At 68.7% G+C, this 12,029-nt stretch carries 9 protein-coding genes and 1 tRNA gene; 8 read left to right on the top strand and 2 right to left on the bottom strand.

Translation table 11 applies throughout. The features are described from left to right. Nucleotides 1-571: 571 nt before the first annotated feature. From dnaN to ACIRO3_RS15490, 8 genes are all read left to right on the top strand, one after another. On the top strand, nucleotides 572-1,702 hold the full coding sequence (gene dnaN / locus ACIRO3_RS15525) for a DNA polymerase III subunit beta (RefSeq protein ID WP_053683927.1): 1,131 nt from the start codon (nucleotides 572-574) through the stop codon (nucleotides 1,700-1,702). A gap of 178 nt (nucleotides 1,703-1,880) precedes the next feature. Continuing rightward, nucleotides 1,881-2,756 carry a phosphogluconate dehydrogenase (NAD(+)-dependent, decarboxylating) gene (gnd, locus tag ACIRO3_RS15520; RefSeq protein WP_053683925.1) on the top strand — a complete coding sequence of 292 codons (876 nt, stop codon included), beginning with the start codon at nucleotides 1,881-1,883 and terminating at the stop codon, nucleotides 2,754-2,756. Nucleotides 2,757-2,857: 101 nt separating this feature from the next. Then, nucleotides 2,858-3,994 (top strand): DNA replication/repair protein RecF, encoded by a 1,137-nt coding sequence (recF, locus tag ACIRO3_RS15515; protein ID WP_361770675.1) that lies wholly within the window; start codon nucleotides 2,858-2,860, stop codon nucleotides 3,992-3,994. Beyond that, the gene (locus tag ACIRO3_RS15510; protein WP_361770673.1) at nucleotides 3,991-4,551 is read left to right on the top strand and encodes a DUF721 domain-containing protein; all 561 of its coding nucleotides are present in this window, start codon (nucleotides 3,991-3,993) and stop codon (nucleotides 4,549-4,551) included. The genes recF and ACIRO3_RS15510 overlap by 4 nt, the downstream gene beginning before the upstream one ends. A 480-nt stretch (nucleotides 4,552-5,031) precedes the next feature. Continuing rightward, the gene (gene gyrB / locus ACIRO3_RS15505) at nucleotides 5,032-7,095 is read left to right on the top strand and encodes a DNA topoisomerase (ATP-hydrolyzing) subunit B (RefSeq protein ID WP_365997335.1); all 2,064 of its coding nucleotides are present in this window, start codon (nucleotides 5,032-5,034) and stop codon (nucleotides 7,093-7,095) included. A 41-nt stretch (nucleotides 7,096-7,136) separates the two neighbouring features. After that, entirely contained in the window at nucleotides 7,137-9,749 is a 2,613-nt protein-coding gene (gyrA, locus tag ACIRO3_RS15500; RefSeq protein ID WP_361770669.1) for a DNA gyrase subunit A, read from the top strand. Between the two features lie 3 nt (nucleotides 9,750-9,752). Further along, nucleotides 9,753-10,385, top strand: a complete 633-nt coding sequence (locus ACIRO3_RS15495; protein WP_361770667.1) for a DUF3566 domain-containing protein — start codon at nucleotides 9,753-9,755, stop codon at nucleotides 10,383-10,385. Nucleotides 10,386-10,538: 153 nt separating this feature from the next. Then, nucleotides 10,539-10,615: transfer RNA gene (locus ACIRO3_RS15490), tRNA-Ile, on the top strand. Between the two features lie 55 nt (nucleotides 10,616-10,670). Here ACIRO3_RS15490 and ACIRO3_RS15485 read toward each other — a convergent pair. Both ACIRO3_RS15485 and ACIRO3_RS15480 read right to left on the bottom strand, forming a co-directional pair. Beyond that, the gene (locus ACIRO3_RS15485) at nucleotides 10,671-11,825 is read right to left on the bottom strand and encodes a tyrosine-type recombinase/integrase (RefSeq protein ID WP_404136684.1); all 1,155 of its coding nucleotides are present in this window, start codon (nucleotides 11,823-11,825) and stop codon (nucleotides 10,671-10,673) included. Next, nucleotides 11,825-12,028, bottom strand: coding sequence for a helix-turn-helix domain-containing protein (locus ACIRO3_RS15480; RefSeq protein ID WP_404136681.1), 204 nt, complete (start codon nucleotides 12,026-12,028; stop codon nucleotides 11,825-11,827). Before ACIRO3_RS15480 ends, ACIRO3_RS15485 begins: the two co-directional genes overlap by 1 nt. Nucleotide 12,029: the final 1 nt, after the last annotated feature.

Genomic DNA, 12,029 nt, shown 5'->3' with positions numbered 1-12,029 from the left:
CTCTGTCCACCGCCGACCCACAGGTTCCCGCATCCTGTGCACAGGCGTGGATGACTTCTCCACACCGTTGTCCACTGTTCGGCAACGAAGGACCCCCTGTCACCGTCCGGAGTGAAAGCGGTCACACGGATGTCGACGTTTGGTCTGTGGAGTACTGGGGAAAAGCTGGGGACGCACCTGTGGAGTAGTGAGGGTCATCTGGGGATGGCCTGTGCAGAACTTTCCGTTCTCCACAGAGACACCGTGTTGTCCACCGGTGTCGCCCACAGGGTGTGGGGATAAAAAACGCGGGCTGACCTGCGAGAACGGGCTTATCCACCGTTTCCACAGGCCCTACTACTACCCCCATAGAGAGTTAGCTCGGATTCGGTTTTCAAGCAGGACCTGTGCACAACTCGGAGGACACCCGCCCCAACGCCTCGCTCCCGACTTGACCGCCGGCAGCAACGAGTGTCGGCGCCGTACGTCAGACTGGTCCCCGGCATCGAGGCCTCGGTCCGTCGGGACAGCGAGCCATCGAGCCGACGACGAAGGCCGGCAGACGAGCGAGCAACAGCAGGAGGCGGTTCCGGTGAAGATCCGGGTGGAGCGCGACGTACTCGCGGAGGCGGTGGCTTGGGCGGCCCGCAGCCTCCCGGCCCGGCCGCCGGTGCCCGTTCTCGCGGGCCTGCTGCTGAAGGCCGAGGAGGGCACCCTGTCCCTCTCCGGCTTCGACTACGAGGTCTCGGCCCGCGTCTCCGTCGAGGCGGACGTCGAGGAGGACGGCACGGTCCTGGTCTCCGGCCGGCTGCTCGCCGACATCTGCCGCGCCCTCCCCAACCGCCCGGTGGAGATTTCCACAGACGGTGTACGGGCGACCGTGGTCTGCGGCTCCTCGCGATTCACACTCCACACCCTGCCTGTGGAGGAGTACCCGGCGCTGCCGCAGATGCCGACCGCGACCGGCACAGTGCCCGGCGAGGTCTTCGCCTCCGCCGCCGCCCAGGTGGCCATCGCCGCCGGCCGTGACGACACGCTGCCCGTGCTGACCGGTGTCCGCATCGAGATCGAGGGCGACCGCGTCACCCTGGCCTCCACCGACCGCTACCGCTTCGCGGTCCGCGAGTTCCTCTGGAAGCCGGAGAACCCGGACGCCTCGGCCGTGGCCCTGGTGCCCGCCAAGACGCTCCTGGACACCGCCAAATCCCTGACCAGCGGCGACACCGTCACCCTGGCCCTGTCGGGCTCCGGCGCCGGTGAGGGCCTCATCGGCTTCGAGGGCGCGGGCCGCCGCACCACGACCCGACTGCTCGAAGGCGACCTGCCGAAGTACCGCACGCTCTTCCCGACGGAGTTCAACTCCATCGCGGTGATCGAGACGGCGCCGTTCGTCGAGGCCGTCAAGCGCGTCGCCCTGGTCGCCGAGCGCAACACCCCGGTCCGCCTGAGCTTCGAGCAGGGCGTGCTGATCCTGGAGGCCGGCTCCTCCGACGACGCACAGGCTGTGGAGCGCGTCGACGCGAAGCTGGACGGCGACGACATCTCGATCGCCTTCAACCCGACCTTCCTGCTGGACGGCCTGAGCGCGATCGACTCGCCCGTCGCGCAGCTCAGCTTCACCACGTCCACCAAGCCGGCGCTGCTCAGCGGCCGCCCGGCGATCGACGCGGAGGCCGACGAGGCCTACAAGTACCTGATCATGCCGGTGCGCCTGTCCGGTTGAGCGCGTCCCGTCGGGCCCGGCCTCGCCACCGCGAGGCCGGGCCCGACGGCGTCCGGCGCCGCGTTCGGGGCGTCCGTGGCGCCCCGGGGCGCAGCCCGGCGTAGGCTCGGATCCCGGGGCGGACCCCGGTCTCCAGGGCCCCCGGCACAGACGACCACAACGCTTAAGGAACCACCTGATGGAGCTTGGTCTCGTCGGTCTCGGCAAGATGGGCGGCAACATGCGCGAGCGCATCCGCCGCGCAGGCCACACCGTCATCGGATACGACCGCAACCCTGACCTCGCCGATGTCCACAGCCTGCGGGAACTCGTGGACAGCCTGCAGGCCCCCCGCGTGGTGTGGGTGATGGTCCCGGCAGGTGCGGCGACGCAGTCCACCATCGACGAGCTCGGTGAGCTGCTCTCGCCCGGCGACGTCGTCGTGGACGGCGGCAACTCCCGCTGGACCGACGACGAGAAGCACGCCGAGGAGCTGAAGGCCAAGGGCATCGGCTTCGTCGACTGCGGCGTCTCCGGCGGTGTCTGGGGTCTGGCGAACGGCTACGCCCTCATGTACGGCGGCGACAAGGACCACGTCGCCGCGGTCCAGCCGGTGTTCGACGCACTCAAGCCCGAGGGTGACTTCGGCTCCGTGCACGCGGGCAAGGTCGGCGCCGGCCACTTCGCGAAGATGGTCCACAACGGCATCGAGTACGCCATGATGCAGGCCTACGCCGAGGGCTGGGAGCTGCTGGAGGCGGTGGACTCGGTCACCGACGTCCGCGAGGTGTTCCGGTCCTGGCAGGAGGGGACGGTCATCCGATCCTGGCTGCTGGACCTCGCCGTGAACGCGCTGGACGAGGACGAGCACCTGCAGCAGCTGCGCGGTTTCGCGGCGGACTCGGGCGAGGGCCGCTGGACGGTCGAGGCGGCCATCGACAACGCCGTGCCGCTGCCCGCGATCACCGCGTCGCTGTTCGCCCGCTTCGCGTCCCGGCAGGACGATTCCCCGCAGATGAAGATGATCGCCGCGCTGCGCAACCAGTTCGGCGGCCACGCGGTCGAGAAGGTCTAGTCGGCAGGGTCCGGCGGCCCGGTTCGGCCGTGCCACCGGACCACACCACACGACCACAGCACCACAGCGAGAAGCAGGAAGCCGGGGGAGGTCGGCGCCACATGCACGTTTCGCATCTCTCACTGGCCGACTTCCGCTCGTACGCCCGGGCCGAGGTCCCCCTCGGTCCGGGCGTGACCGCCTTCGTGGGCCCGAACGGCCAGGGCAAGACCAACCTCGTCGAAGCGATCGGCTACCTGGCGACCCTGGGCAGCCACCGGGTGTCCTCGGACGCCCCGCTGGTGCGGATGGGCGCGGAACGGGCCGTCGTCCGGGCCGCGGTGATCCAGGGCGAACGGCAGCAGCTCGTCGAACTGGAGCTGAACCCCGGCCGTGCCAACCGGGCCCGGATCAACCGGTCCTCGCAGGTCAGGCCCCGGGACGTGCTGGGGATCGTACGGACCGTGCTGTTCGCGCCCGAGGACCTGGCGCTGGTGAAGGGCGACCCCGGCGAGCGCCGGCGTTTCCTCGACGAGCTGGTCACCGCCCGCTCGCCCCGCATGGCGGCCGTCCGCTCCGACTACGAGCGCGTGCTGAAGCAGCGCAACACCCTGCTGAAGTCGGCGGCGATGGCGCGCCGGCACGGCGGCAGGTCCATGGACCTGTCCACCCTCGACGTGTGGGACCAGCACCTCGCCCGCGCGGGCGCGGAGCTCCTGGCCCAGCGGCTGGACCTGATCTCCACGCTGCTGCCGCTCGCCGACAAGGCGTACGAGCAGCTCGCGCCCGGCGGCGGGCCGCTGGGGTTGACGTACAAGTCCTCGGCCGGCGAAGCGGTGGACAGCGGGGAGGCGCGCACCCGCGAGGCCCTGTACGAGGTCGTCCTGGCGGCGCTGGCCGACGTGCGCAAGCAGGAGATCGAGCGGGGCGTGACCCTGGTGGGGCCGCACCGCGACGACGTGCTGTTGCGGCTCGGCGAACTGCCGGCGAAGGGGTACGCGAGCCACGGCGAGTCCTGGTCGTACGCGCTGGCGCTGCGCCTGGCCTCCTACGAGCTGCTGCGCTCGGAGGGCAGCGAGCCGGTGCTGATCCTCGACGACGTGTTCGCGGAGCTGGACAGCAGGCGCCGGGAGCGGCTGGCCGAACTGGTGTCCCCGGGGGAGCAGGTCCTGGTGACCGCGGCGGTGGACGACGACGTCCCGGGGGTGCTGGCGGGGACGCGCTTCGGGGTGTCCGGTGGTGAGGTGACCCGACTGTGAGCGACCACGAGAAGCGGCCCGGGGAGAAGCGGCCGGAGCAGAGGCAACCGGAGCGCAAGGCCCCGGAACCCTCCGGGGTGGACCTGGCGCGGCAGGCGCTGGCGGCAGCGCGCGAACAGGCGCGGGCCCGCGGCAACGCGGCGACGGGGAAGAAGCGGCAGCAGCAGCCGGGCCTGCGGTCCGGCGCCCGCGCCGACGGCCGGGACCCGATGCCGTTGATGGCCGCGCTGGACCGGCTGCGGACGGAGCGCGGCTGGGAGATGCCGATGGCGGTCGCGGGCGTCATGGAGCGCTGGCCGGAGATCGTCGGCCCGGAGATCGCCGCGCACTGTGAACCGGATCGCTACGAGGACCGTGAGCTCCTCGTGCGGTGTGATTCCTCGGCGTGGGCGGCTCAGCTGAAACTGCTGGCTCCGCAGCTCGTGGCGCGGCTGAACGCCGAGCTGGGGCAGGGCACCGTCCGGATGCTCAAGGTGTCGGGTCCGGGCGGCGGGCCGAAGCGGTACGGGCCCTGGCGCGCGCCGGGCAGTACGGGGCCGGGCGACACCTACGGGTGAGCCGGCGGTTCCCCCCGCCAGCAGCGGGGCGGGCCGCGGGCTGCCGGGCGGCGGCGAGTGGTGGCGGTGTTCCTCGCGCGCCCTCGCGCGCCCGCGCGGTGTGACCGGCCGCGCACGGTGATCACGGCTCGGCGACGGTCCGGCGACAGGCGGGTTTCGGTCGCGTCGGAGCCGGGGCTCGAACGCACCTGCGGGCCCTCCCGCGGGTGGTGTCCCTCACCGTAGCGGGAGGTTGACAGGCCGAAGCGCTCAATGCCCGTGTGAGCCTCTTTGAGCCCCTCCCCGGATATGGGGAGTCGGAGAGAGGAGGTTCAGGGCGGCACATGCGGACTCAGGTACCCGCAAACCCCCATTCAGGTCCGTGGTACCGGTAGACTGAAGCGAATCCCGCGCGTTCGCGGGATCTAGCTGATACACGCTGACAACGCAGATCGACGCAGCCGCTCCTGCTTGCATGCCTGCTGGCCCGGAGTACGGCCTGTGCTGTGCCAGAAAGGGCGCTTCGTGGCCGATTCCGGCAACCCCAACGAGAAGAACGAGTCCACAGCCGGCGAGAACGGCGAGGTAACCGCCTCGTACGACGCCAGCGCGATCCAGGTCCTGGAGGGCCTGGACGCGGTACGTAAGCGGCCGGGCATGTACATCGGCTCGACCGGTGAGCGCGGGCTGCACCACCTTGTCTACGAGGTTGTGGACAACTCGGTCGACGAGGCCCTGGCCGGGCACGCCGACACCATCGACGTGACGATCCTCGCCGACGGCGGTGTGCGGGTCATCGACAACGGCCGCGGCATCCCGGTCGGCATCGTGCCGTCCGAGGGGAAGCCGGCCCTGGAGGTCGTGCTGACGGTCCTGCACGCGGGCGGCAAGTTCGGCGGCGGCGGCTACGCCGTCTCCGGCGGTCTGCACGGCGTGGGCGTGTCCGTCGTGAACGCCCTGTCGACCAGGGTCGCGGTCGAGGTCAAGACGGACGGCTACCGCTGGACCCAGGACTACAAGCTCGGTGTCCCGACGGCGGCCCTCGCGCGGAACGAGGAGACCGACGAGCACGGCACGTCGGTGACGTTCTGGGCCGACGGCGACATCTTCGAGACGACCGAGTACTCCTTCGAGACGCTCTCGCGCCGCTTCCAGGAGATGGCCTTCCTCAACAAGGGCCTGACCCTGACGCTGACGGACGAGCGCGAGTCGGCGAAGGCGACCGTCGGTGCGGACGACCCCGACGTGGACGCGGTCGAGCCCCCCGCGCGCACGGTGAAGTACTACTACGAGGGCGGCATCGTCGACTTCGTGAAGTACCTCAACTCGCGCAAGGGCGAGTTGATCCACCCGACCGTCATCGACGTCGAGGCCGAGGACAAGGAGCGCCTCCTCTCGGTCGAGATCGCGATGCAGTGGAACTCGCAGTACACCGAGGGTGTCTACTCCTTCGCCAACACGATCCACACCCACGAGGGCGGAACGCACGAGGAAGGCTTCCGCGCGGCCCTGACGGGTCTGGTGAACCGTTACGCGCGCGAGAAGAAGCTGCTCCGGGAGAAGGACGACAACCTCGCCGGCGAGGACATCCGCGAGGGTCTGACGGCGATCATCTCGGTCAAGCTGGGCGAGCCCCAGTTCGAGGGCCAGACGAAGACCAAGCTGGGCAACACGGAGGCCAAGACCTTCGTGCAGAAGGTCGTCCACGAGCACCTCAACGACTGGTTCGACCGCAACCCGGTCGAGGCCGCGGACATCATCCGCAAGTCGATCCAGGCCGCCACGGCCCGCGTCGCCGCCCGCAAGGCCCGTGACCTCACCCGTCGCAAGGGTCTGCTGGAGAGCGCCTCGCTGCCGGGCAAGCTGTCCGACTGCCAGTCGAACGACCCGACCAAGTGCGAGATCTTCATCGTCGAGGGCGACTCGGCCGGTGGTTCCGCGAAGTCCGGCCGCAACCCGATGTACCAGGCCATCCTGCCGATCCGAGGCAAGATCCTGAACGTCGAGAAGGCCCGGATCGACAAGATCCTCCAGAACACCGAGGTCCAGGCGCTGATCAGCGCCTTCGGTACCGGTGTGCACGAGGACTTCGACATCGAGAAGCTCCGCTATCACAAGATCATCCTGATGGCGGACGCCGACGTCGACGGCCAGCACATCAACACCCTGCTGCTGACCTTCCTGTTCCGCTTCATGCGGCCGCTGGTCGAGGCCGGGCACGTGTACCTCTCGCGCCCGCCGCTGTACAAGATCAAGTGGGGTCGGGACGACTTCGAGTACGCGTACTCCGACCGTGAGCGCGACGCCCTGGTCGAGCTCGGCAAGGGGCAGGGCAAGCGGATCAGGGAAGACTCGATCCAGCGCTTCAAGGGTCTGGGCGAGATGAACGCCGAGGAACTGCGCGTCACCACCATGGACGTGGACCACCGCGTGCTCGGCCAGGTCACCCTGGACGACGCCGCGCAGGCGGACGACCTCTTCTCGGTGCTCATGGGCGAGGACGTCGAGGCCCGACGCTCCTTCATCCAGCGCAACGCCAAGGACGTTCGGTTCCTCGACATCTGAGTCGGCCTCCGCTGACCGCCTGAAAGGACTTCTGACCAGCAATGGCCGATGAAACCACCCCCACCACCGAGAACCCCGCGGCGGAGCCGCCGCAGATGCGGATCGAGCCCGTCGGGCTCGAGACGGAGATGCAGCGCTCCTACCTCGACTACGCGATGTCCGTCATCGTCTCCCGCGCCCTGCCCGACGTGCGGGACGGCCTCAAGCCCGTCCACCGCCGCGTGCTGTACGCGATGTACGACGGTGGCTACCGGCCCGAGAAGGGCTTCTACAAGTGCGCCCGCGTCGTCGGTGACGTCATGGGCACCTACCACCCGCACGGCGACAGCTCCATCTACGACGCCCTGGTCCGTCTGGCCCAGCCGTGGTCGATGCGGATGCCGCTCGTGGACTCCAACGGCAACTTCGGCTCCCCGGGCAACGACCCGGCGGCCGCGATGCGCTACACAGAGTGCAAGCTGATGCCGCTGGCCATGGAGATGCTCCGGGACATCGACGAGGAGACCGTCGACTTCCAGGACAACTACGACGGCCGCAACCAGGAGCCGACGGTCCTGCCGGCGCGCTTCCCGAACCTCCTGGTCAACGGTTCGGCCGGCATCGCCGTCGGCATGGCCACCAACATCCCGCCGCACAACCTGCGCGAGGTCGCGGCCGGTGCCCAGTGGGCGCTGGAGCACCCCGGTGCCTCCCACGAGGAGCTCCAGGACGCGCTCGTCGAGCGGATCAAGGGCCCGGACTTCCCGTCGGGCGCCCTCGTCGTGGGCCGCAAGGGCATCGAGGAGGCGTACCGGACCGGGCGCGGCTCCATCACGATGCGCGCGGTGGTCGAGGTCGAGGAGATCCAGAACCGCCAGTGCCTGGTGGTCACGGAGCTTCCGTACCAGACCAACCCGGACAACCTGGCGCAGAAGATCGCCGACCTGGTGAAGGACGGCAAGGTCGGCGGCATCGCCGACGTCCGCGACGAGACCTCCTCGCGGACCGGCCAGCGCCTGGTGATCGTCCTCAAGCGGGACGCCGTCGCCAAGGTCGTGCTGAACAACCTGTACAAGCACACCGACCTCCAGTCGAACTTCAGCGCCAACATGCTGGCGCTCGTCGACGGGGTGCCGCGCACCCTGTCGATCGACGCGTTCATCCGCCACTGGGTGACGCACCAGATCGAGGTCGTCGTCCGGCGCACGCGCTTCCGCCTGCGCAAGGCGGAGGAGCGCGCCCACATCCTGCGCGGTCTACTCAAGGCGCTGGACGCGATCGACGAGGTCATCGCCCTCATCCGGCGCAGCAACACGGTCGAGATCGCCCGCGAGGGCCTGATGGGCCTGCTGTCGATCGACGAGATCCAGGCCAACGCGATCCTGGAGATGCAGCTCCGCCGCCTGGCGGCCCTGGAGCGGCAGAAGATCGTCGCCGAGCACGACGAGCTCCAGGCCAAGATCAACGAGTACAACGCGATCCTGGCCTCCGAGGAGCGCCAGCGTCAGATCGTCAGCGAGGAACTGGCGGCGATCGTCGAGAAGTTCGGCGACGACCGGCGTTCCAAGCTGGTCCCCTTCGACGGCGACATGTCCATGGAGGACCTGATCGCCGAAGAGGACATCGTCGTCACGATCACCCACGGCGGCTACGTCAAGCGGACCAAGACCGAGGACTACCGCTCGCAGAAGCGCGGCGGCAAGGGCGTGCGCGGCACGAAGCTGAAGCAGGACGACCTGGTCGACCACTTCTTCGTGTCCACCACGCACCACTGGCTGCTGTTCTTCACGAACAAGGGCCGCGTCTACCGCTCGAAGGCGTACGAGCTCCCGGACGCCGGCCGCGACGCGCGCGGGCAGCACGTGGCGAACCTGCTGGCCTTCCAGCCGGACGAGAAGATCGCCCAGATCCTCGCGATCCGCGACTACGAGGCGGCGCCCTACCTGATCCTGGCCACCAAGGGCGGGCTGGTGAAGAAGACGGCCCTCAAGGACTACGACTCGCCCCGTTCGGGTGGTGTAATCGCCATCAACCTCCGCGAGACGGAGGACGGCAGCGACGACGAGCTCATCGGCGCGGAGCTGGTGTCCGCCGACGACGACCTCCTGCTCATCAGCAAGAAGGCCCAGTCGATCCGCTTCACGGCGACGGACGACTCGTTGCGCCCCATGGGACGCGCGACCTCCGGCGTGAAGGGCATGAGTTTCCGAGGCGGGGACGAACTGCTCTCCATGAGCGTGGTGCGGCCGGGTACGTTCGTGTTCACCGCGACCGACGGCGGCTACGCCAAGCGGACGGCAGTGGACGAGTACCGCGTCCAGGGTCGTGGTGGACTGGGCATCAAGGCGGCGAAGATCGTGGAGGATCGCGGTTCGCTCGTCGGCGCGCTGGTGGTCGACGAAACGGACGAGATTCTCGCCATCACGCTCAGCGGTGGTGTGATTCGTACGCGAGTCAACGAAGTCAGGGAGACCGGCCGTGACACCATGGGCGTCCAGCTGATCAACCTGGGTAAGCGCGACGCCGTGGTCGGCATCGCGCGCAACGCGGAGGCCGGTCAGGAAGCTGACGAGGTCGACGAGATCGAGAACGAGATCGGGACCGAGGCGGCCGACGGACAGGTCGCCGAGGCCGCCGAGGGCACGCAGCCCTCGGCTGGGGAGCACGAGGAGTAAGTCGTGAGTGGAGCCGCGGGCGCCGGACCGGCCAAGACTGGAGCGAACGGTGCCCGTGGCCCCGCCGCGGACTCCCAGGGGGGAACCGTGACGGATACCCGAGGATCGCAGCCGAAGTCACCGACCGACGCCGGTCAGAACCGGGGCGGTCAGCCCTACCAGCCGCCGCAGGCCTACGCGACGCCCTCGGGCGCCGGGGCCGCTCGCGGGGGCCAGGGTGGGGACACGCAACGCCGGCCGCGCACGGGGGCCCGTACGGCGCCCCGGACGCGCAAGGCGCGGCTGCGGGTGGCCAAGGCCGACCCGTGGTCGGTGATGAAGGTCAGCTTCCTCCTGTCGATCGCGCTCGGTGTCTGCACGGTCGTCGCGTCGGTGGTGCTGTGGATGGTCATGGACGCGATGGGCGTCTTCTCGACCGTGGGCGGCACGATCAGCGAGGCGACCGGTTCGAACGAGAGCAACGGGTTCGACCTCCAGTCGTTCCTCTCGCTGCCCCGCGTGCTGATCTTCAGCTCGGTGATCGCGGTCATCGACGTGGTGCTCATGACGGCGCTGGCGACGCTCGGCTCGTTCATCTACAACCTGTCGGCGGGCTTCGTCGGGGGCGTCGAGCTGACGCTGGCGGAGGACGAATGACCGACCGGTTCGAGGGCCGGCCCACCGGCTGACTGACCTGCGGGGACGCCCTTGCGGCGTCCCCCGGGACGGCCTCCGCGGGGCCCCCGGGAACGGATTTTGGACCTACCGGGTGTGTGCGCTAACCTTCAGGAGTCAGCGCGCAGCGCGGATGGGGCTATAGCTCAGTTGGTTAGAGCGCATCCCTGATAAGGATGAGGCCACAGGTTCAAATCCTGTTAGCCCCACCAGCACAAAGACCCCCAACCGATCACGGTTGGGGGTCTTTGACATCTACGGCTGACATCAGCCGATGAGTGGATCTTCCAGCAGATCTGCGAGAAGGCCGGCCGCCTCGCGCTGATCCTCATCCACAACGTGCGTGTAGATATCCATCGTCATGCTGATCTGACTGTGTCGAAGGATCGCTTGGGCGACCTTGGGATGCACCTTCAGCGAAGCCAGCAGCGTTCCGCACGTGTGCCTCGCCAGCCGCACGGTGACCGGCCGCACGCCAGCCCGCTTCACCAAGGCCTCGAACGTCCGGGAGAAGCCCCGCGGCTCGATCATCCCTCCGTGGGCCGACGAAAAGATCAGGTCCGCATTCGACGCCTGTTTCCAGTCGGTGCCGGCGTTCTTTCGCTCCAGACTCTGGAGGTATCGCCGTTCTTCAAGAGCGTCGGCGCAGAACTTCGGCAAGGGCAGCACGGCGTTCGAGGACTCCGTCTTGAGGTCCTTCAGGACCAACTTGCCTTCTGCCCGCTGTACCTGCTTGGCCGGGGTGAACTGTCCGGCCTCGAAGTCGATGTCCTGCCAGCGCAGCCCCAGCACCTCACTCCGTCGCAGCCCCAGAACCAGCACCAGCACGCAGGCTGCGTAGAGCCGGTGGGCCCGCGCGGTACGTAGGAAGACAATCGCCTCCCGCGCGGTCCATGGCTTGCGCTCCTGCTTCTTGACCGTGGGCATGTCCACCAGCTCAGCGACATTGCGCATCACGATCTCCTCGCGACGCGCCCGGTTCAGGGCGTTGCGCAAGACGCGCAATGACTCGAACCGAGCCGTGGGCGGGACCTTCTCGCGAACCAGAGCAGCCAGGAACAGGCGGACCTGTGCCGGGGTCAGCTTGGTCAGAGGCTTCTTTCCCAGATGGGGCACCAGGTAGAGCCTGACCTTGGACTCGTACTTGACGTACGTGTTGAACTCGCGGTTGGGCTTGACGATGTGCTCCAGCCAGTAGGCGAGCCATTGCCCCACGGTCCAGGAACGCGAGGGCACGGGAACCCCGTTGCGCTCCTGGTCTTGCAGCTTTCCGAGCTTCTCCGCCGCTTCGTCGTACGTCCCGCCATAGACGAATTTCCGAACCCGTTGGCCATCGGTGTCCGTGACGTAGGCGGCACCCTGGTACCTGCCGTCTGTCCGCCTGGTGATGGTCCCTCCGCCGTTCGGGCGTCGCTTGGCCATCAGGCAGCCTCCTCGATTTGGTTGTGGATGAAGTGATGCAGCGAGTCGGCGGGAATGCGGCGGGCCCGGCCGATGGTGAAGCTTGGGAGTGCTCCCGAGCGGATGAGGTCGTAGAGCTTGGGTCGGCTGATTCGCAGGGCCGCCATCGCCTCAGCAACGGTCACGGCCTGATGACTAGAGGGCAGTTGCGCGGTGGTGCTCAAG

It is taken from the genome of Streptomyces sp. NPDC102278 (assembly GCF_044766345.1).
Classification (GTDB): domain Bacteria; phylum Actinomycetota; class Actinomycetes; order Streptomycetales; family Streptomycetaceae; genus Streptomyces.
This window is presented reverse-complemented; position numbering and strand designations above follow the sequence as displayed.